This is a genomic window from Kitasatospora sp. NPDC058492 (assembly GCF_042720685.1).
Lineage (GTDB): Bacteria > Actinomycetota > Actinomycetes > Streptomycetales > Streptomycetaceae > Kitasatospora.
This window is the reverse complement of record NZ_JBHXMU010000107.1, coordinates 1-19098: the sequence shown is the minus strand read 5'-3', so window position 1 is coordinate 19098 and position 19098 is coordinate 1. Positions and strand designations below refer to the sequence as shown.

Genomic DNA, 19098 nt, shown 5'->3' with positions numbered 1-19098 from the left:
ACTGGTCACACTTCCGACGACGAAGCCAAGCCCGCGCCCGCAACTCCCACTACAAACGCCGAGGACACACCCCCCAGATGCGGTTGCAGTATTAGAACGCTGTGTGGGTCAGCCAGTGGTCCAGCAAGGCGCGGTCGCCCGTCACCGTCACCCGGTCGTCCTGCGGCGGGAGGCGGCGGGAGAGCACCAGCATGAGGTCCGCCACCGCGCCCGACACCACCACGTCGGCCTCGACCGGCCCGCGCTCCCACCGCAGTGCCTCGGGTGCCCTGGTGATCACCCAGCCCTCCCCGGACCTCGGCCGGAACCCGACCCGCTCGCCCCGGCCGCGCAGCCCGGCCGCCGCCGGCCTGACCGACTCGAAGGCCGGCGTGCACAGCAGGTCCAGGTTCTCGCTGATCACGTCGGCCGCGAGGTCGTCGGCGATCTCGAACGCGGTGCCCGTCGCCGACGCGGCGTCGTAGTGATGGACGCAGGTGTCGCTCAGCTGCCTGCGGAGCCAGAACGCCGCCGGCCGTGGCCCGAAGAACGTGGGCAACTCGGTGTCCGCGCCGGTCTCCTGGACCGCGCGGACCAGGTCCTCCGCGCCCTCGCGCAGCCACCGGGCCCACCCGTCCGGGGCGCCGGGATCGGCCTGCCATGGGTCGGGGACGGGCAACTGCCCGCCCGTGCGGACGAGTTCGGCCGCCCAGCGGTGCTCCTGGCCGAGGTGCCCGACGAGGGTGCGCAGTGGCCACTGCGGGCAGGTGGGCACCCGGGTGTCCGGGTCCCTTCCGGCGACCGCGCGGGCGAACTGCCGGGTCTGCTCCCGCAGTCCCTCCACGAGCCGTGCGGTGTCCAGCGTCGACGTCATCGCCATCGCGATGCTCCTCTCTCGGGGTTACCTGGGTACGGTAGGAACTCCAGTCCGGTGGAGGTTCAAGTGCCTTTGCTCGATGAGACGTTGGGGATCGGCGAGCTGGCCCGGCTGACCGGCGTGCCGGTGCGCACCATCCGCTTCTACTGTGACGAGGGCATCGTCGACTCGGTGCGCAGCACGGGCGGGCACCGCAGGTTCGACCAGGTGGCCGTGGAGCGGCTCGGCCTGGTCCGACGGCTGCGCAGGCTCGGGCTCGGGCTGCCCTCGATCAGGCAGGTGCTCGCCGGCGAACGCTCCGTGGCCGAGGTCGTCGCCGCCGAGCGGGCCGCGCTCGACGTGCGGCTCGCGGACCTGGCCTGGCGGCGGGCCTCGCTGCGCGCGGTCGAGGAGGCCGGACCGGCCGACCGGGCCGCCAGGCTGGAGCTGCTGGCCGCGATGGAGGGTGGGGGAGCCGCCCGTGACGCGCTGATCGACTTCTGGAGGCGCGCGATGGCCGCCCCGGTGTCGGAGGCGATGCTCACCGCGTTCGTGGCGATCGCCGTACCCGAGCCGCCCGCCGACCCGACCCCGCCGCAGGTGGTCGCGTTCGCCGAGCTGTTCGCCCTGGCACCGGGGACCGGGAACTGAGCCGAGACCTGCTGGCCAGGGCGCGGGCCGGTGCCGCACTGATCGCCGACGAGGACGAGCTGGTGGGCGGGATCGGCGAGGCGTGCGCGCTGGCCCAGCCCCTGGTACGGGCGGGTGAGCCGCCCCGGGTGGGCCCCGCACTCGACCGGTTCGTCGCGGCCCACGCCTCCGTCCGCGGCGACCGCGACACCCCGAAGTTCCGAGGCCGCCTGCTGGCTTACGTGGCTGTGGACCGGGACCGGCGGATGCGCCGCTACTGGCGGCTCGTGGCCGAGGCGAGCGGGGATCCGGTCACGGTCGGCCTGTCCTACCTGTGGCTGACCGACTCCCTCGAACGCTCCGCTGCGGGCCTTGGTGGTGCTGCCGGGGTGTGCTGATCGCCGCGCCAGGCCCGTCCGGGTGAACGCCAGCCCGGGTTGCTTCGTCCACGCACCTCGAAGGCGTCAAGCTGGCCGCGAAATCCCGTACCCCCGAGGAAAGGCCGGTCGATGGCTCGCGCGCTGATCGTGGTGGATGTGCAGAAGGACTTCTGTGAGGGAGGGAGCGTCCCGGTCGGCGGGGGCGCCGACCGGGCCCGGGCGATCGCCGAGTTGGTCCAGGGCCCGGAGCGGGAGGGCTGGGCGCGGGTGGTCGCGACCCGGGACCACCACATCGACCCGGGCCCGCACTTCTCGGCGCGGCCGGACTTCCGGGAGTCCTTCCCGGTGCACTGCGTGGTCGGCAGCGAGGGCGGGGAGTTCCACCCGTCCTTCGCGCCCGCCGTCGACGCGGGCGCGGTGGACGAGGTGTTCTTCAAGGGCGCGCACTCGGCGTCCAAGAGCGGGTTCGAGGGCTTCGCGGCGGACGGCACCCGGCTCGCCGACTGGCTGCGCGGCCAGGGCGTGGACGCGGTGGACGTGGTCGGGATCGCCACCGACCACTGCGTGAAGGCGACGGCGCTGGACGCCGTGAAGGCCGGGTTCGCGACCAGGGTGCTGCTGGACTACACGGCGGGCGTGGCCACCGAGACCACGGTCACCGCCCTCGGCGAACTCCGCCAGGCGGGCGTGGACCTGACGGGCACGCCGGTCGTGCTGACCTGATGAGGTTTGCGCGAGAAGTCGGCCCGGCCGACTTCTCGCGCAAGTGTGTTCAGACGTTCGGGATTTCGCCGCCCTTGAGGGCGGTGACGAACGCCGTCCAGGCGTCGGCCGGGAAGACGAGCGCCGGGCCGCTGGGGTCCTTGGAGTCTCGAACGGGGACGATGCCGTCGTTGAGGATCGCGACCTCAACGCAAGCGGATTGTGCGTTGCTGCGGGTGGACTTGAACCACACCGCTCCTGTCAGATCAACCGTGTCCATAACTTCCTGCCACTTCGGAGATCAGCTGCTTCGACGCCTGCTCACTGAGCGCTGTCTCCCAGATGTTCGTGAACGCGGCGTCGTAGCGTTCCACTTCGTTGGGCTTGTCCAGATACAGGTCGCCGGTGAATCCGTCCGCATAGACGGTCGGCGGCTCCGTCTCGGAGCCGTCGCCGTTGAGCGGGAAGCGCAGAATTCCGAACGGGCCTGACAAGACGCCCAGGTGCAGACCCGCGTCGAACGGGACCACCTTGATGGTGACGTTGGGAAGCTCGCTCACCTCCAGCAGGTGGGCGAGCTGTCCCGCCATGACTTTGCCGCCACCGATGGGTCGTCGCAGTATCGCCTCGTTGAGTGCGACGTCGAAGACCGGCGGATCGGTGAACCTGGTGAGAAGCACCTGGCGAGCCGAACGGAGGTGGACTCGTCGTTCGATCTCGTCGTCGTCTTCGTGAGGCTTGCCCGCTCGCATGATCGTGCGTGAGTAGTCCTCGGTCTGCAGCAGACCGGGAACCAACTCGCTCTCATACCAAGCGATCTTCGAAGCCGCTTCTTCGAGCCCGATGAAGAGGTCGAACCCCTCCGGGATCACATCCCCGTAGGCGTGCCACCAACCCCGGGCTTTGGTCTCCTTCGCCAGTCCCATCAGGGCTTCGGTCAGTTCGGCCGGTGCGCCGTAGACCTTGCACATGGCCTCGACATCGAGGCTCCGCAAGGACGTGTGACCGCTCTCGATGCGCCACATCTTCGCTTCCGACCATTCCAGGCTGCGAGCCGCTGCCCGCACCGTGAGTCGCGATCGGTTGCGCAAATCACGCAGGTACCGCCCGAGTTGCCTGCGCGGCACCGTTGATCCAGTGGGCCCTTCCGGCATGGCCTTCCCCTTCCTGGCTTCCAGTATGAAGCACCGTCAGCGCTCGAAATGAAAGCACCCGTGCGCCCGCTTCGCAATGAAAGTCAACCGAACGAGTTACGCCGTTCGAATGCCCCAAAATGAAGTCTTGCAGATTGCGGAGCGTCTTGGGCAGACTACGGGCAGTAGTCCGACTGCTCGCTCACGGCGATCCGACGGGCGGCCACCCGGGCATTTCCATGCCCCTCCCCGGCCGACGCCGCCTGCTGCGAGCCACACCCGGAGGAGGTCCTGCCATGCCCGGAACGTTGGAGAAGTGCTCGTGCCGGCTGCACCGGCACCGCAAATCCGCCCCCGCCGCCCGGCGGCTGGTCAGTGACTGCCTCGCCGACCGGCCGGCTGGCATCGGCGAGACCGTCCGGGCGCAGATCGGGGGCGTGCGGTGAGCGACGGGCTCCCCTTCTCCGTGACTGTCGAGATCGTGGGCTTCACCGAGCCCACCACCTTCGCGAGTCTCTTCGATGCCCTTGACGTCCTCCGGGTCGGCCTCGCCGTGCTCCCGCTGGACGCCGAACAGGCCGCTTGCCTGGCCGGCCGGTTCGGGCCCTGGGCCGCCGGGGAGATCGCTCACCGGCTGTACCACTTCGGCGCGGTGGGGGCGGTGGCGTTCGTCGGGCTGGATGCCCATCCGATCTACGTGCGGCGGGCGGCGCTTGAGTGACCGGTTGAGACCGCTTGTGTCGGTCCGTCAGCTGTGGTGTGTGAGATATGTGGTGCAAACGCGACCATTTGTGGCGGGTCGCTGTTAGGGTGCCCATCTGAACGCCAACTCTCCATGATGTGAGCAGTCTTGGAAGAGATGGCGTCGACTCAACGTCCGTAGCCGACACCCGAGGAAGCGCGTGAGACCCGAAGACGTCCCCCGGCTGTTCCAGGAGCTGGCCCGCGAGTTCGCGGACGTGACCGGCATGTCAGTGGCGGCGACCGGTTCGTTGGCCCGTGGCGACCACCGCACCGGGCCCACCGGTGACATCGTCTCCAACCTCGACCTGATCCACGTCGTGGCCGACGGGGCCGACGTGCCGGAGGTCCGGGCCGTGGTGGGGCGGACGATGCGGCGGATCTCCGACACCTTCCGGATCGAGACGACGTCCGTCATAGCCATGCTCCCGGCGTTCCGACTGGCCGGTCACGCCCACTACCGGATCAGCATGCGGCCCGAGTGGTTCTGCGACGGCCTCGGGCTCGGGTCGGAGGCCTTCGACCGTTCCGGCCGCGACGAGGACGACCCGCGCGCGGCGCTGGCCTGGATGATGCAGCCCGTCCCCTACTACCTGGCCAAGGCGACCGTCCTGGACCCGACGACCAACCTCGCCAAGGCCCGCAGGGCGGCGATGCGGCTGGCCGACCGGTTCGACCTGGAGGACATGCGCGAGGGCCTCGACGACCTGCCGGGTTCGCTGCGCACCTTGATCGCCGAGCATGACATCACCCCGCTCGACTCCACCGCCCGCTACCTCGCCGCCCCCACCCACCCCGCCATCGCGCAGCTCGTCCGCGACGCCGTCTTCGTCGAGGGCATGGGCCTGTCGTCCGCCGACTCGATGGTCATCATGCTGCCGTCCGCCCCGAACTGACCCGTACCGGAGAACACCGAATGCCTACCCGGCAGCACGTGGAGATCCTGCCCCCGCACCCGTTGCGGGCCGGCTACGACCGGGCCCTGGAACGAGGCTCGATAGCCGACGCGTTCCAGCGGCGCCTGGAGCCCGCCAACTTCACCCCCGGCTACCTCGGGGCCCTGACCGAGCGGGTCGAACAGGCCCTGGGCCAGGACCGGGGGGACGAGACCATGCGGTGGCGCCTGGCCTTCCTCCTGCTCCAGAACAACGCCACCGCGGCCGCCGTCGAACGCGCCGAGGAACTGCTCGCCGGCGCCACCCTCCCGCAGGCCGTCCGCCTGGCCCGGCTGGTGGCCGGGATCCGCGGCAGGGCCGACCGGCCGCGTACCGGCCGCCGCGTCCGGCGGGTCAACTGGTCGATCAACAACCGCTGTCCGATGTCCTGCCAGGGCTGCTACAACCCGTTCGCGGCGGAGCAGATCGACCTCGACCAGGCCAGGCGGATCGTCGGGAAGCTGGCCGCGCACGGGACCACCGACCTGGTCCTGGCCGGCGGCGACCCGCTGCTGTGGCCGCCGGTCTTCGACGTGATCGACGACGCCATCGCCAGCGGTCTCAAGGTCGGCCTCGACACCACCGGCTACACGCTCACCGCCGAGAAGCTCTCCCGGCTCCACGGCCTGTCCTCGCTGCGGCTGCCACTGGACGCCGTCACGCCGGAGGTGCAACGCGCCTTCCGCCGGAGCCCGGACGACAGGCTCCTCGACGCGCTGCTGGAGTCGCTCGCCCTGTGCGACGCCGAGGGCTTCGACCGGGTGCGGGTGCACACGGTGGCGAGTGCCGAGAACCTCCACCAACTGCCGGAGCTCGCCGCGGAGGTGCTGTCCCACCCGTCGGTCGCCCAGTGGGTGATCTTCCAGTGGTGGGGCCGGCGGGCCTCGCCGGCCACGGTGCGCAGGCTCGGCGTGGCGGTGGAGGAGGTCCGCGCGGTCGTCGACGGGATCCGGCGCGACCACCCCGGCCGGGAGATCCACCTCGCGGAGAGCAGCGAGCGGGAGCTGCTGAACTGGATGATCCAGTCGAGCGGGCAGGTGGTCACCTTCGGGTCGGGTGCGGAGGAGGAGTTCATCCTGGGCAACCTCCTGACCGACGAGGTCGAGGAGATCCTGACCCATCCGATCCTGGACTTCGAGGCCATGGCGCGGGGGATCCCGGTCACCCCGGGGACCGTGTTCGGCGCTCCGGACGCTGCGCGGGGATAACAGAACGGTTTCGGAGCCCACCCTCCCCGCGCCCAGGTCTTGACGGCGCGGGGAGGGTGGGCGTTTGCTGTGACCCGCCCGTTCGAACCTGTTTGGTTCTGGTCTGTTTTGTGTATTTGAACGTTCAAAACCCCCTCCTTCTTGCCTCGCCACACCCTTCCTGCCTCAACCCTTCCTCGCCACCCCTCAGAGAGGAATGCAATGTCACACCTTTCCCGTCGTGATCTGCTCCGAGCCTCAGGAGCGGGCCTGCTGGCCCTGACCGCCGGCGGCACGCTCGCAGCCTGCGGCGACTCCGGCTCCGGGGGCGCCTCGGGCGGGGACGCCGACAGCGGCAACATCACCGTCTGGTCCTGGGCCACGGCCGCCGAAGCCCTGCGCGGGATCGTCCCGGCCTTCGAGAAGGACAACCCGGGGATCAAGGTCGACGTCCAGGACATCGGCGAACCGGCCATCTGGGACAAGATCACCGTCGGCCTGGCGGCCGGCGGCCAGGGCCTCGGCGACGTGCTGCACATCGGCTGCGACTACCTGCCCGGATACCTGGAGAAGTTCCCCGGCGGCCTGGCCGACCTCTCCGCGCTCGGCGCCGACGCGCACAAGGACAAGTTCGCCAAGGGCCTGTGGCCCGTCGTCAGCGGCAAGGACGGCCACGCCTACGCGCTGCCCTGGGAGGTCAACCCGCTCGGCTTCTTCTACCGCAAGGACTACTTCGACAAGGCGGGCATCGACCCCGAGTCCCTCGCCACCTGGGACGACCTGCTCGCCGTGGCCGACCGCTTCAAGGCCGCCAACCCCGGCGTCGCCCTGATCGGCATCAACAGGGCCGCCAACCCCACCCCCGACCTGGACTTCGTCCAGGGCCTGATGCAGTTGCAGGGCGCCTTCTACTTCGACCTCCAGGGCAAGATCACCGTCGGCTCGGAGCCGGCCGTGCGCGCCCTGACCATCGTCAAGCGGCTGGACGAGGCCGGGCTGATCGGCGACACCCCCGGCGTCCAGAGCTGGCCGCCCGTGATGAAGGCCGGCAAGCTCGGGGTGGCCGCGATGCCCGCCTGGGTCGCGCACTACCTGGAGAAGAAGATCCCCGACCAGAGCGGCAACTGGCGTCTCGCCAAGCCCCCGGCGGTCACCCCCGGCGGCAAGCGCACCGCCCTGGTCAACTCCACCCACCTGGCCGTCGCCGCCTCCAGCCCGCGCCGCCGCGCCGCCTGGAAGTTCGTCGAGTACACGGTCACCCGCCCGGCCTCGGTGAACGCCATGTTCAACGCGGGCGGCGTCTTCCCGGCCCTCACCGAGGCCTACACCGACCCGCTGTACGCCGCGCCGAGCGCCTACTACGGCGGGCAGCCGGTGCTCAGGACCTTCGCCGACCTCGCCATCGAGGGCGGCTACCCCACCAACTACTCCGGTGACTACGCCCGCGCCCTCAAGCTCGTCAGCGACGCCCAGGTCAGGGTCCTCCTCAAGGGCGCCGACCCGGCCGCCGTCCTCCAGGACGCCGCCAAGCAGCTCGCCCAGCAGACCGGGCGCGGTATCGCATGAGTGCCGCCAGCCCGCCCGCCGCCCTCACCAGGAGGTCCGCAGCGCCGCGCCGGTCCCGCCGGCGGCGCGCCGCCGTACCGTACCTGCTGCTCGCCCCCGCCCTGCTGACCTTCGGCGTGTTCAAGGCCTACCCGGTCGTCGAGTCGCTGCTGCTGTCCTTCACCACCGGCTCCGGCGCGGCCACCCGCGACGCCGGCCTCGCCAACTACCGGCGCCTGCTGGACGACCCGCTGTTCTGGACGGCCCTGTCCAACACCGGCGAGATCCTCGTCATGCAGGTCCCGCTGATGCTCGGACTGGCCCTGCTGATGGCCGTCGGCATCAACTCCGCGCTGGTGCGCTGGCGCACGGTGTGGCGGCTCGGCGTCTTCATGCCCTCGGTCACCGGCCTGGTCGCCACCGGCGTGATCTTCGCCTACCTGCTCAAGACCGACGACGGCGCGGTCAACTGGGTGCTGAACGCCGTCGGCCTGCCCTCCGTCGACTGGATGGGCCAGCCCGTCTGGGCCCGGACGGCCGTCGTCGTGGTGCTCACCTGGCACTACACCGGATACAACGCCGTCATCTACCTCGCCGGACTCCAGTCCATTCCACGGGAGTTGTACGAGGCCGCGATGGTCGACGGCGCCGGACCGATCCGCCGCTTCACCTCCGTCACCGTCCCCGCGCTGCGCCCGGTGCTGCTGTTCACGGTCGTGCTCTCGACCATCGGCACGCTCCAACTCTTCGACGAGCCGTACGTGCTGACCGGTGGCGGGCCGGACAACGCCACCCTGACCGTCTCCATGTACCTGTACCAGAACGGCTTCCGGTACTACGACTTCGGCTACGCCTCCGCCATCGCCTACGCGCTCACCCTGCTCGTGACGGTGCTCGGCGCCGTCCAGATGCGCCTGATGGGAGACCGCGACAAGTGACCTCTAAGAGTGAGACCTCCAAGCGTGAGACCTCCAAGCGCGAGACTCCGGAGCGCGAGACCTCCAAGAGTCAGGCCTCCGAGCGCGTGAACCCCCTCAAGAAGCTGCGCGGCTGGCCGCTGACCTTCCTCCTCGCCGGCATCACCGGGCTGTCGATCGCCCCCTTCTACTGGCTGGTGGTCGCCTCCACCCGCAAGGACACCGAGGTCTTCGACTGGCCGCCCAAGCTGCTGCCCGGCGGGAGCCTCGGCGAGAACCTGAGCCACCTGGAGCAGAAGATCGGCCTGCTCAGGGTGGTCGGGAACTCCCTGCTGGTGGCGGGGGTCCAGACGCTGGGCGCCCTCGTCGTGGCGCTGCTCGCGGGCTACGCCTTCGCCAAGTTCCGCTTCCGCGGCCGGACCCTGCTGTTCGCCCTGCTGTTCTCCACCCTCGTGGTGCCCGAACAGGTCACGCTGGTGCCGCTGTTCAAGATGATGACGAACTTCGGCCTGCTGGACACCTACCAGGCGCTGATCCTGCCCGGCCTGTGCGTGCCCTTCGCGATCTTCCTGATGCGGCAGTCGCTGAGCAGCCTGCCGGACGAACTCCTGGACGCAGCCCGGGTCGACGGCGCGGGCGAGTTCCGGGTGCTGTTCAGCGTGGTGGTGCCGGTCATGAGGCCCGTGCTGGCCGCCCTCTCGATCTTCCTCTTCCTCGGCTCCTGGAACCAGTTCGTCTGGCCGCTGATCGCTCTGCGCAGCCCCGCGATGCACACCCTGCCCGTCGCCCTCGCGACCCTGCACGGCAACAAGAGCAACACCGACTACGGCGCGATCCTCTCCGGCACCGCGCTGTCCACCCTGCCGATGATGGTCCTCTTCCTGGTCCTCCAGCGGCAGTTCATCTCCGGCCTGCTGGCCGGCGCCACGAAGGGCTGAACATGACCGAGATCTGGGAACCGCACGCCCCCGCCGTCGCCGGCGGCCTGCGTCCGCTCTACGCCGACGGCCTGGACCTGCGGGTCAGCGGGAACGCGAGCGCCCGCGGGGCGGGCGATGGAATCGTCGAGGTGACCGCCGAGGGGGCGGGCGACGTCCGGATCGAGTGGCGGGTGCCGTGCGTGGACGCCACCGCGTTCTGGACGCCCGAGCCGCGCGGCACCGGCCGGCTGCCCGCCGCGTGGAGCGCCCCGCGCCGCACCGGACTGGCCGACGGCGCCCCGATCGCCGCCCTGATCGGCACCGGCGACCTCGCGATCTGCGCCTTCGCCGCCGAGCGCGCCGACGTCCTGGCCGGCGCCGGAGTGCTGGAGGAGACCGGCGAGTTCCGCTTCTGGGCCCAGGCCGCCGGCCGGCTGACCGTCCGCATCGACACCTCCCGCCGGCACTTCGCGCGCTGCCTGGCCGACCTGGCCGCCTGGTGGTGGGCCGGCCGCGCGGCCGACATCCCCGCCATCCCCGAGGCCGCCCGCCGCCCCGCCTACTCCACCTGGTACTCGATGCACCAGGACGTCTCGCCGAAGGCCGTCGAGACGCAGGCCGCGCTCGGCAAGGAGCTCGGCATGGACGTCATCATCGTCGACGACGGCTGGATGACCGCCGACCGCACCCGCGGCTACGCGCACTGCGGCGACTGGGAGCCGGTCTCGCTGCCCGACACCGCCGCCCACGTCCAGCGCGTCCACGACCTCGGCGTGCAGTACCTGCTCTGGTACGCGCTGCCGTTCATCGGCAAGGACAGCGCCGCCTTCGAGGCGATCGGCCGCTACGCGCTCGCCGACGCCGCCCACCTGGGCGCGATCGTCGCCGACCCGCGCTACCCCGAGGTCCGCGCGTTCCTGGCCGGCCGGCTCGCCCGCGCCGTCGAGGAGTGGGGCATGGACGGGCTGAAGGTCGACTTCGTCGACTGGTTCGCCCGCGCCGACGCGCCGGAGGCCGGACCCGAGGCCGACTGCGCCACCGTGGACGAGGGCGTCGAGCGGCTGCTCGCCGCGATCCGCGGCCGGATCACCGCGGTCAAGCCGGGGGCGATGATCGAGCACCGCCAGCCGTACGTCAGCCCCGGCCTGTGGCCGTACGTCACCATGGTCCGCGCCACCGACTGCCCGCTCAGCCCGCAGGAGAACCGGCAGCGCACCATCGACGTGCGGCTCGCCGCCGGGCCCGTCCCGGTCCACGCCGACATGCTGATGTGGCACCCGGCCGAGCCGCCCGAGCAGATCGCCTGCCACCTGATCAACGTGCTGTTCTCGGTGCCGCAGGTCTCCGTCGACCTCGCCGCGCAGAGCCCCGGGCAGCGCGAGGCGATCGCCTTCTGGCTCGGCGTCTTCCGCGAGCACGTCGCCACCCTGCAGCTCGGCGAGCTGCGCCCGGCCCGGCCTGACCTCGGCTACCCGATGGTGACGGCCGTCGGCGGCGGCACCGTCGCGGTGGCCCGCTACGCCGCGCTGCCGGTGGACGTCTCCGGTGCGCACTGGCGCACCCTGCTGGTCGCCAACGCCGACGCCGACCCGGACGTCCGGCTCACCGGCGGCGGCGGGACGGCAGAGGCCACCGTGCAGGACGCCCGAGGGCGTATCGTCCGGCAGGGCGAGGTCGAGCTCGACCGGGCGGGCGGCATCACCGTGCCGCGCGGCGGGCTGCTGACCCTGCGCCGCCCGTAGAGCCGAGCGGTAGAACCGAGCGCCCGTCAGACCCGAGCAGCCGTCCTGGAGCCTCCGATGCCCGAGGGAACACCCCGACCGCGCCGCGGCGCCACCACCATCGAGGAGGTGGCCCGCGCGGCCGGGGTGTCCCGGCAGACCGTCTCCAACGCGCTCAACGCCCCCCAGCGGGTCCGCCCGGACACGCTGGCCCGGGTGACCGCGGCGATCCGCGAACTCGGCTACCAGCCCGACCAGTCGGCGCGCTCGCTGCGCAGCGGCGCCCGGCGCACCCTCGGCTACCTCGCCCCGGTGGACGACCCGTTCGACCCGAACCCGCTGATGGCCGGCTTCCTGGAGGCGCTGGTCGACGCGGCGGGGGCGCAGGGGCAGCGGGTACTGCTCTTCCGTCCGGGGCAGGGCCGGGCTGGGGGCGCGGTTCAGGGCTTGGCGCAGGACGCGGCCCAGGACGCGGCCGGCCCGCTGGCGGCCATCGACGAACTGGTGGCCGCCCGGCAGGTCGACGGGCTGGTGCTGGCGGACGTGCTGGGCGACGACCCCCGGATCGGGCACGTCGTCCGGGCCGGCCTCCCGTTCGTCACCTTCGGACGGACCGGCCCGGGGCAGCCCCAGCACTGGGTCGACATCGCCAACGACACGGCGATGGCCGTGGTGGTACGGCACCTGGCGGCGCTCGGCCACCGCCGGATCGGGTACGTCGGCCGCGCCGAGGACCTGCCGTGGATGGCCGCCCGGCGGGCGGGCTTCCTCGCCGAGGCGGCCCGGCTGGGCCTGTCCGCGGTGACGGCGGCGCGGCCGGACGTCGCGGCCGTGCGGGAACTGCTGCGCGGGCCCGAGCGGCCGACCGCCTTCGCGGCGGGCAGCGACCTGCTGGCGCTGGACGTCTACGAGGCGGTCCGGGCGGAGGGATTGGCGGTCGGACCGGCGGGGGTGGCGGTCACCGGCTTCCACGACACGCCGCTCTGCCGCCACCTGCACCCGGCGCTGACCTCGGTGCGGCTCCCGCTGCGGACGATCGCCGCCGCCCTGGTGGAGCGGCTGCTCGGCCAGGTGCGCGGGGAGGCGCCGCCGGCGGGCGGGCTGGAGCTGGCCGCCGAGCTGGTGGTGCGGGCGAGTTCCCGGACGGGTCCGTAGGGCCTCTGTCAGGCTTGGTGGCCCTGCTCCCCGGTCGGCGCGACGATCAGCTCGCCGACCAACTGGGCTGCCGCCGCCCGGTGTTCGGCCGCCAGCGCGTCGTCGGTGACCAGCACGTCCAGTTGCTCCAGTGCGGCGAAGGAGGCCAGGCCGACCGCGTTCCACTTGGTGTGGTCGGCCACCACGACGACCCGGCGGGCGGACTGGAGGAAGGTCCGGTTGGTCTCCGCCTCGGCCAGGTTCGGGGTGGTCAGCCCGGTCTCGGCCGAGAGGCCGTGGCAGCCCATGACCAGCACGTTGACGTGCAGCGAGCGGATCGCCTGGTCGGCGACCGGCCCGACCAGCGCGTCGGAGGGCGTGCGGACGCCGCCGGTGCGGATCACCGTCGCGGTGGCGGGGGTGCCGTCCTCGTCGGGTTCCTCCAGCAGCTCCGCGATCCGCAGCGAGTTGGTGACCACGGTGAGGCCCTCGACGGCGCGCAGCTGCCGGGCGACCGCGAAGGTGGTCGTCCCGGCGGCCAGCCCGACCGCCGAGCCGGGCGGCACCAGGGCGGCGGCGGCCCGGGCGATGGCCTCCTTGGCGGGCAGCTGCCAGTTGGCCTTGGTCTCGAACCCGGGCTCGCCGCTGGCCGCCGCCTCCGTCCGCACCGCCCCGCCGTGCACCTTGTGCACCAGCCCGCGGCGGGCCAGCGCGTCCAGGTCGCGGCGGATGGTCATGTCGGACACCCCGAGGTCCCGGACCAGTTCGGTCACCCGGACGCCGCCGCGCGCGCGGACCCGCTCCAGGATCAGCACGCGGCGCTGTCCGGCGAGCGGTTGGGCGCTGTCAGCCATCGGGGGGCTCCTCGGGTCGGTGTGGTCCGCTTGACCGTTCGGCCATTCGTGCAGCCGGCCGTTCGACTGGCCGTCCGGCGGGCCACGGTCACCGCCATCATGGCAGGCGCGGACCCCTTCCGGACAGCCAGGCCTGATGGATAATGTTGGATATTGTTGTTTCGTGTCGGATAGAGGGAAGAAGGCCATGGCCGGGACCCTGACCCAGCCCACCGCCAAGACCGTGACCACACTCGCGGACGGGCGACAGCTGATCTACTACGACAGCGGCGAGGCCGTCCCCCGGGACGCCGTCGACCTGCGCCCGCTCGACCCGCCCGCCCACGGCTCCGAGGTCCGGCTCGACCCGGCCACCGGAGCCTGGGTCACCGTCGCCGCGCACCGCCAGGCCCGCACCTACCAGCCCCCCGCCGAAGAGTGCCCGCTCTGCCCCTCCCGGGACGGCCGGTACAGCGAGATCCCCGCCGACGACTACCAGGTGGCCGTCTTCGAGAACCGCTTCCCCTCGCTGGCCGGCCCCGCGGCGGCGCTGGAAGTTGCCGACGGACTGCGGGTCAGCGGCCCCGGCGCCGGGCGCTGCGAGGTGGTCTGCTTCACCGCCGACCACGACGCCTCCTTCGCCGACCTCGACGAACGGCGGGCCCGCCTCGTCCTCGACGCCTGGACCGACCGCACCGCCGAACTCGCCGCCCTCCCCGGCGTCCGGCAGGTCTACTGCTTCGAGAACCGGGGCGCCGAGATCGGCGTCACCCTCGCCCACCCGCACGGCCAGATCTACGCCTTCCCCTTCACCACCCCGCGCACCGCCCGGATGGCCGCGCGCGCGGCCGAACACCGCGCCGCCACCGGCCGCAGCCTCTTCGACGACCTGCTCGCCGCCGAACGCGCCGACGGCGCCCGGGTCGTGCTCGCCGGAGAGCACTGGACGGCCTTCGTCCCCTTCGCCGCCCGCTGGCCGTACGAGGTGCACCTCTACCCGCACCGCCGGGTCGCCGACCTGACCGGCCTGGACGAGCCGCAGCGCGCCGAATTCCCGCGCCTCTACCTGGAGTTGCTGCGCCGCTTCGACCGCCTCTTCGGCGCCGCCCGCACCCCGTACATCTCCGCCTGGCACCAGGCGCCCGCCGGCCAGGAGGACGAACTCGCGCTCCACCTGGAGCTGTTCACCATCCGGCGCGCCGCCGACAAGCTCAAGTTCCTGGCCGGGGTGGAATCCGGCATGGACGCCTTCGTCAACGACATCACTCCCGAGGACGCGGCCCGCCGGCTGCGGGAGGTAGCCCCGTGAACACGCCCGTGAACGCCACTGCGAACACCCCCGCAGACACCTTCGAGGAGCTCCACGGCCACGCCCCCGAGGGGGAGTGGGCCGCCCCCGGCCGGGTCAACCTGATCGGCGAACACACCGACTACAACCTCGGGTTCGTGCTGCCGATCGCCCTCCCGCAGGCCGTCCGCGCCCAGGCCCGGCGCCGCGACGACGGCCGGCTGCGGCTCTGGTCCGCCCAGGGCGACGGAGTGGTCGCCGACCTGGCCGTCGCGGACCTGGCCCCGGGCTCGGTGCCCGGCTGGGCGGCCTTTCCGGCCGCCGTGGTGTGGGCGCTGCGCGAGGCCGGGCACCCCGTCGGCGGCGCCGAGTTCCGGCTGGAGAGCGACGTGCCCGGTGGAGCCGGGCTGTCCTCCTCGGCCGCCCTGGAATGCGTCGTCGCGATCGCGTACAACGACCTGTACGGGCTGGGGCTGTCCGCCCCCGAACTCGCCCTGATCGCACAGCGGGCCGAGAACGACTTCGTCGGCGTCCCCTGCGGGATCATGGACCAGATGGCCTCGATGTGCTGCCGCCCAGGCGCCGCCCTGCACCTCGACAGCCGGGACCTGACGACGCGACAGGTCCCGCTGGACCTCGCCGGCGCCGGCCTCGCCCTGCTGGTCCTCGACACCCGGGTCAAGCACGACCTCGGCGACGGCGCCTACGCCGCCCTGCGGGCCGGCTGCGAGCGGGCGGCCGCGCTGCTCGGACTGCCCGCGCTGCGCGAGCTGACGCCCGCCGCCCTGCCGGCCTCCCTGCCCCGACTCCCTGAGGAGCTGCGGCCGTTGGTGCGCCACGTGGTCACCGAGAACGAGCGCGTCGCGGCCGCCGTCGCCCACCTGGATGCCGGTCGGCCCGCCGCGCTCGGCCCGATCCTCACCGCCGGCCACGCCTCGCTGCGCGACGACTACCGGGTCTCCTGCCCCGAGACCGACCTCGCCGTCGAGGCCGCCCTCGCCGCCGGCGCCCACGGCGCGCGGATGACCGGCGGCGGCTTCGGCGGCTCGGTGATCGCCCTCGTCGACGCACTGGCCGCCGACGCCGTCGCCGCCGCCGTCACCACCGCGTTCCGCGCGGCCGGCTACGCCGCCCCGCGCACCCTCACCGCCGTCCCGGCCGAGGGGGCCCGCCGCACGGGCTGACCGGGCCCGTCGGGGTCGGCGCGGGTCACGGCTTCCCGGGAGCACGCCTTCCCGGGGTCACGCCTTGTGGTCCGCCGGGCGCTCCGGAGAAGCCTCCGCGAGCGCCCGGGTGACGGCCTCCACCCCGGCGCGCAGCCCGTACACCGGCGTGCCCGGCTGCTGCCGCCAGGACTCGTCGATCCCGCCCGCGTCCACCGTGTCGAAGCCCAGCTCGTCGATCAGCGCCCGCACCACGCGCTTGGCCGCCTCGTCGTCCGCCGCCACCGGCACGGCGATCCGCTCGGGATCGCCCTCCGGCCGCGGCCGCTCCAGCAGGTCCTGCGCGTAGGTGCCGTTGAACGCCTTCACCACGGGGTGGCCGAGGTGCCGCTCCGTCCACCGGCTCTCGGTCAGGCCGTCGTCCTCGATCTCGTCGATCCGGCCGTCGCGCTGCTGCGGGTAGTAGTTGCCGGTGTCGATCACCGCCGCGCCCGCGGCCGCGCCGTCCAGCAACCCGGCCGGCAGGTCCGGCACGTTCTTCAGCGGCACCGTCACCACCACGACCTGTGCCCCGCGCGCCGCCTCGGTGGCCGGTACGGCCGTCGCGCCCGTCTCCTCGGCCAGGGCGGCCAGCGACTGCGGACCGCGCGAGTTGGCCACCGAGACGTCGTGCCCGAGCGCCGTCAGCCGTCGGGTCAGGTTGCCGCCGATGTTGCCCGCACCGATGATGCCGATCTTCATGTCAGACCCCTGTTCGCGAGTGTCACACGCTTGTCGTCCTGCCCCAACCACCCGGTGGCGCCGTCGATTCCCGGTGCAGGGTGGTTCTTCCGGACCCAGGGTCGGGCCGGGCCTGGCCCCGGCTCCACGGCCGTCGGGAGAGTGGGTGCCATGACCGACAACGCCCCGTCCGACAACGCCATGACCCGGGATCCCGTCGACCCCCGGGAATTCGCCGACCGCACCGTCCTGATCACCGGCGGCACCAGCGGCATGGGCCTCGCCACCGCCCGCCGCCTCCTCGCCGCGGGCGCCCAGGTGGTCATCACCGGCCGTGACGACGCCCGGCTCGCCCGCGCCGCCGAACGGCTCGACGGCGGCGACCGGCTGCTCGCCGTCCGCGCCGACGTCGCCGTCCCGGCCGACCTCGCCCGGCTCGTCGCCACCGTCCGGGAGCGCCACGGCACGCTCGACGGCGTCTTCGCCAACGCGGGCGTCGGCGTCTTCCAGCCCGCCGCCGACGTCACCGAGGGCGACTTCGACCACACCGTCGACGTCAACTTCAAGGGCGTGTTCTTCACCGTTCAGCACGCCCTGCCCCTCCTGGAGGCGGCCGGCGGCGGCTCCGTCGTGCTCAACGCCTCCTGGACCCCGCACCGCGGCCTGCCCGACGCCCCCGTCTACGCCGCGACCAAGGCGGCCGTCCTCAGCCTGGCCCGCACCCTCGGCAGCGGCCTCGCCGCGCGCGGCATCCGGGTCAACTCCGTCAGCCCCGGCTACATCGCCACCGAGATGTTCCACGCGGTCATCCCCGACCCGGCCGCCCACGAGCCGATCCGCGCCCGCATCCCGCTCGGCCGCCTGGGCCGGGCCGAGGACGTCGCCGAAACCGTCGCCTTCCTGCTCTCCGACCGGTCCTCCTACATCACGTCCCAGGACATCGTCGTCGACGGCGGCCTGGTGCCCGCCGTCCAGGCCGTCGCGGGCTGACGTCCGGCTTGATCCCCGGCTGGTCCCCGGCCGCGTGCGGTGCCGGCGGTGCCTGGTCCTGGCAGGGCCAGGCACCGCCGCCCGCCTCTGGGTGAGAATCATCCCTATGAACCCGACCAGTGCCCTGAGCGAGTTCCTCCGCACCCGCCGCGCCCAGCTGCGGCCCGAGGACGTCGACCTGCCCGACTACGGCGGCCGCCGCCGGGTCGCCGGGCTCCGCCGCGAGGAGCTCGCCCACCTCGCCGGGGTCAGCGTCGACTACTACACCCGCCTCGAACAGGGCCGTGTCGGCAACCCCTCCGAAGCCGTCCTCGACGCCGTCGCCCGCGCCCTGCAACTCGCCCCCGACGAGTCCGGCCACCTCCACCGCCTCGCCCGCCCCACCCGCCGTGCGCCCCGCCGCCGCACCGCCCCGCAGCAGCCCCGCCCCTCCCTGCTGCGCCTGCTCGACCAGCTCGACCACGTCCCGGCCCTGGTGATGGGCCACCGGATGGACGTCCTGGCCTGGAACCGCGCGGCCGTCGCGCTGTTCGGCGACTACGGCGCCCTGCCGGTCGAGGACCGCAACATCGCCCGCTGCACCTTCCTCGACCCCGCCTCGCGCGAGCTCTACGGCGACTGGACGGCCTGCGCCCGCGAGAACGTCGCCTTCCTCCACCTGGAGGCGGGCCGCCGCCCCCACGACCCCCTCCTCGCCGAACTCGTCGGCCAACTCTGCGTCCACAGCGAGGAGTTCCGCCACCTCTGGGCCGAACACCCGGTCGCCGACAAGACCTCCGGCCGCAAGCTCTTCCACCACCCCATCGCCGGCCCCCTCGACCTCGCCTACGACACCCTCCGCCCCGCCGACGACCCCGACCAGGCCCTCGTCACCTACACCGCCGACCCGCACACCCCGTCGGACGACGCGCTGCGCCTCCTGCTCTCCTGGTCGGCGTCGGCGTCGGCGACCCGCTGAGCGGCCTGCTCCAACGGCCGCCTGCCTGAATGGCACGAGATCTTGAGCGCAAAAAGACCGGCCGTAGGCCCTCGCGGGGGTCGAGGGCCTACGACCGGGGTTCAGGGGAGGGGTGTCAGTCGAGGTCGTCGCCGAAGTCGGGGCGGACGCCCTTGGCGAACTGGATCTCGTCGTTGCTGGTGCCGGCCGCGACCATCGGCCAGACCATGGCGTCCTGGTGGACGATGAAGTCGATGACGACCGGGCGGTCGTTGATCTCCATGGCCTGCTTGATGACGGCGTCCAGGTCCTCGGGGCGCTCGCAGCGCAGGCCGACGCAGCCCATCGCCTCGGACAGCAGGACGAAGTCGGGGATCCGGGTGCCCT

At 72.7% G+C, this 19098-nt stretch carries 22 protein-coding genes; 16 read left to right on the top strand and 6 right to left on the bottom strand.

The window, feature by feature from the left end; translation table 11 throughout:
• Positions 1–91 precede the first annotated feature (91 nt).
• Positions 92–859 (bottom strand): maleylpyruvate isomerase family mycothiol-dependent enzyme, encoded by a 768-nt coding sequence (locus ACFWPI_RS38280; protein ID WP_380379671.1) that lies wholly within the window; start codon positions 857–859, stop codon positions 92–94.
• 63 nt (positions 860–922) lie between these two features.
• Between ACFWPI_RS38280 and ACFWPI_RS38275 the strand changes: the two genes are divergently transcribed.
• From ACFWPI_RS38275 to ACFWPI_RS38265, 3 genes are all read left to right on the top strand, one after another.
• Positions 923–1486: a MerR family transcriptional regulator gene (locus ACFWPI_RS38275; RefSeq protein ID WP_380379668.1), complete on the top strand. Its 564-nt coding sequence runs from the start codon at positions 923–925 to the stop codon at positions 1484–1486.
• Between the two features lie 62 nt (positions 1487–1548).
• Entirely contained in the window at positions 1549–1863 is a 315-nt protein-coding gene (locus ACFWPI_RS38270) for a hypothetical protein (RefSeq protein WP_380379665.1), read from the top strand.
• A gap of 111 nt (positions 1864–1974) precedes the next feature.
• Positions 1975–2568, top strand: coding sequence for an isochorismatase family protein (locus ACFWPI_RS38265; RefSeq protein ID WP_380379663.1), 594 nt, complete (start codon positions 1975–1977; stop codon positions 2566–2568).
• Between the two features lie 49 nt (positions 2569–2617).
• On the opposite strand, the gene ACFWPI_RS38260 is transcribed toward ACFWPI_RS38265, so the two are convergent.
• Together ACFWPI_RS38260 and ACFWPI_RS38255 are read right to left on the bottom strand one after the other, a co-directional pair.
• Positions 2618–2827 carry a DUF397 domain-containing protein gene (locus ACFWPI_RS38260; protein WP_380379660.1) on the bottom strand — a complete coding sequence of 70 codons (210 nt, stop codon included), beginning with the start codon at positions 2825–2827 and terminating at the stop codon, positions 2618–2620.
• Positions 2814–3701 (bottom strand): helix-turn-helix domain-containing protein, encoded by an 888-nt coding sequence (locus ACFWPI_RS38255; protein WP_380379657.1) that lies wholly within the window; start codon positions 3699–3701, stop codon positions 2814–2816. Before ACFWPI_RS38255 ends, ACFWPI_RS38260 begins: the two co-directional genes overlap by 14 nt.
• 275 nt (positions 3702–3976) lie before the next feature.
• Between ACFWPI_RS38255 and ACFWPI_RS38250 the strand changes: the two genes are divergently transcribed.
• From ACFWPI_RS38250 to ACFWPI_RS38210, 9 genes are all read left to right on the top strand, one after another.
• Positions 3977–4126, top strand: a complete 150-nt coding sequence (locus ACFWPI_RS38250) for a hypothetical protein (protein WP_380379654.1) — start codon at positions 3977–3979, stop codon at positions 4124–4126.
• Entirely contained in the window at positions 4123–4401 is a 279-nt protein-coding gene (locus ACFWPI_RS38245; RefSeq protein ID WP_380379652.1) for a hypothetical protein, read from the top strand. Before ACFWPI_RS38250 ends, ACFWPI_RS38245 begins: the two co-directional genes overlap by 4 nt.
• Before the next feature lie 181 nt (positions 4402–4582).
• A complete protein-coding gene (locus ACFWPI_RS38240) occupies positions 4583–5317 on the top strand; it encodes a hypothetical protein (protein ID WP_380379649.1) in 735 nt (244 codons plus the stop codon).
• 20 nt (positions 5318–5337) lie between these two features.
• Entirely contained in the window at positions 5338–6564 is a 1227-nt protein-coding gene (locus ACFWPI_RS38235; protein ID WP_380379646.1) for a radical SAM protein, read from the top strand.
• A gap of 201 nt (positions 6565–6765) precedes the next feature.
• The gene (locus ACFWPI_RS38230) at positions 6766–8109 is read left to right on the top strand and encodes an extracellular solute-binding protein (RefSeq protein ID WP_380340491.1); all 1344 of its coding nucleotides are present in this window, start codon (positions 6766–6768) and stop codon (positions 8107–8109) included.
• Positions 8106–9026, top strand: a complete 921-nt coding sequence (locus ACFWPI_RS38225; protein ID WP_380340488.1) for a carbohydrate ABC transporter permease — start codon at positions 8106–8108, stop codon at positions 9024–9026. Before ACFWPI_RS38230 ends, ACFWPI_RS38225 begins: the two co-directional genes overlap by 4 nt.
• Positions 9023–9943 carry a carbohydrate ABC transporter permease gene (locus tag ACFWPI_RS38220; RefSeq protein WP_380379642.1) on the top strand — a complete coding sequence of 307 codons (921 nt, stop codon included), beginning with the start codon at positions 9023–9025 and terminating at the stop codon, positions 9941–9943. The genes ACFWPI_RS38225 and ACFWPI_RS38220 overlap by 4 nt, the downstream gene beginning before the upstream one ends.
• Positions 9944–9945: 2 nt before the next feature.
• Positions 9946–11667, top strand: a complete 1722-nt coding sequence (locus tag ACFWPI_RS38215; protein WP_380379639.1) for a glycoside hydrolase family 36 protein — start codon at positions 9946–9948, stop codon at positions 11665–11667.
• 57 nt (positions 11668–11724) lie between these two features.
• Positions 11725–12801 (top strand): LacI family DNA-binding transcriptional regulator, encoded by a 1077-nt coding sequence (locus tag ACFWPI_RS38210; RefSeq protein ID WP_380379637.1) that lies wholly within the window; start codon positions 11725–11727, stop codon positions 12799–12801.
• Between the two features lie 8 nt (positions 12802–12809).
• Here ACFWPI_RS38210 and ACFWPI_RS38205 read toward each other — a convergent pair whose 3' ends face one another.
• Entirely contained in the window at positions 12810–13634 is an 825-nt protein-coding gene (locus tag ACFWPI_RS38205) for a DeoR/GlpR family DNA-binding transcription regulator (RefSeq protein WP_063346550.1), read from the bottom strand.
• 187 nt (positions 13635–13821) lie between these two features.
• Here ACFWPI_RS38205 and galT point away from each other — a divergent pair, with 187 nt between their 5' ends.
• Positions 13822–14922, top strand: a complete 1101-nt coding sequence (gene galT, locus ACFWPI_RS38200; protein WP_380379634.1) for a galactose-1-phosphate uridylyltransferase — start codon at positions 13822–13824, stop codon at positions 14920–14922.
• Positions 14919–16085 carry a galactokinase gene (gene galK / locus ACFWPI_RS38195; RefSeq protein WP_380379631.1) on the top strand — a complete coding sequence of 389 codons (1167 nt, stop codon included), beginning with the start codon at positions 14919–14921 and terminating at the stop codon, positions 16083–16085. Before galT ends, galK begins: the two co-directional genes overlap by 4 nt.
• Before the next feature lie 57 nt (positions 16086–16142).
• On the opposite strand, the gene ACFWPI_RS38190 is transcribed toward galK, so the two are convergent.
• Complete coding sequence (locus tag ACFWPI_RS38190; protein WP_380340471.1) at positions 16143–16856, bottom strand: NADPH-dependent F420 reductase; 714 nt, start codon at positions 16854–16856, stop codon at positions 16143–16145.
• A 99-nt stretch (positions 16857–16955) separates the two neighbouring features.
• Here ACFWPI_RS38190 and ACFWPI_RS38185 point away from each other — a divergent pair, with 99 nt between their 5' ends.
• Complete coding sequence (locus ACFWPI_RS38185; RefSeq protein ID WP_380379628.1) at positions 16956–17774, top strand: SDR family NAD(P)-dependent oxidoreductase; 819 nt, start codon at positions 16956–16958, stop codon at positions 17772–17774.
• A gap of 106 nt (positions 17775–17880) precedes the next feature.
• A complete protein-coding gene (locus ACFWPI_RS38180; protein WP_380379625.1) occupies positions 17881–18732 on the top strand; it encodes a helix-turn-helix domain-containing protein in 852 nt (283 codons plus the stop codon).
• 115 nt (positions 18733–18847) lie between these two features.
• On the opposite strand, the gene ACFWPI_RS38175 is transcribed toward ACFWPI_RS38180, so the two are convergent.
• The coding region (locus ACFWPI_RS38175) for a thiamine pyrophosphate-dependent enzyme (protein WP_380425347.1) at positions 18848–19098 on the bottom strand (251 nt) is incomplete at its 5' end.

Coding starts and splice junctions, on each gene's coding strand:
- ACFWPI_RS38280 (WP_380379671.1), bottom strand. CDS start 859: ATGGCGATGACGTCGACGCTGGACACCGCACGGCTCGTGGAGGGACTG.
- ACFWPI_RS38265 (WP_380379663.1), top strand. CDS start 1,975: ATGGCTCGCGCGCTGATCGTGGTGGATGTGCAGAAGGACTTCTGTGAG.
- ACFWPI_RS38260 (WP_380379660.1), bottom strand. CDS start 2,827: ATGGACACGGTTGATCTGACAGGAGCGGTGTGGTTCAAGTCCACCCGC.
- ACFWPI_RS38255 (WP_380379657.1), bottom strand. CDS start 3,701: ATGCCGGAAGGGCCCACTGGATCAACGGTGCCGCGCAGGCAACTCGGG.
- ACFWPI_RS38250 (WP_380379654.1), top strand. CDS start 3,977: ATGCCCGGAACGTTGGAGAAGTGCTCGTGCCGGCTGCACCGGCACCGC.
- ACFWPI_RS38235 (WP_380379646.1), top strand. CDS start 5,338: ATGCCTACCCGGCAGCACGTGGAGATCCTGCCCCCGCACCCGTTGCGG.
- ACFWPI_RS38230 (WP_380340491.1), top strand. CDS start 6,766: ATGTCACACCTTTCCCGTCGTGATCTGCTCCGAGCCTCAGGAGCGGGC.
- ACFWPI_RS38225 (WP_380340488.1), top strand. CDS start 8,106: ATGAGTGCCGCCAGCCCGCCCGCCGCCCTCACCAGGAGGTCCGCAGCG.
- ACFWPI_RS38215 (WP_380379639.1), top strand. CDS start 9,946: ATGACCGAGATCTGGGAACCGCACGCCCCCGCCGTCGCCGGCGGCCTG.
- ACFWPI_RS38210 (WP_380379637.1), top strand. CDS start 11,725: ATGCCCGAGGGAACACCCCGACCGCGCCGCGGCGCCACCACCATCGAG.
- ACFWPI_RS38205 (WP_063346550.1), bottom strand. CDS start 13,634: ATGGCTGACAGCGCCCAACCGCTCGCCGGACAGCGCCGCGTGCTGATC.
- galT (WP_380379634.1), top strand. CDS start 13,822: ATGGCCGGGACCCTGACCCAGCCCACCGCCAAGACCGTGACCACACTC.
- ACFWPI_RS38185 (WP_380379628.1), top strand. CDS start 16,956: ATGACCGACAACGCCCCGTCCGACAACGCCATGACCCGGGATCCCGTC.
- ACFWPI_RS38180 (WP_380379625.1), top strand. CDS start 17,881: ATGAACCCGACCAGTGCCCTGAGCGAGTTCCTCCGCACCCGCCGCGCC.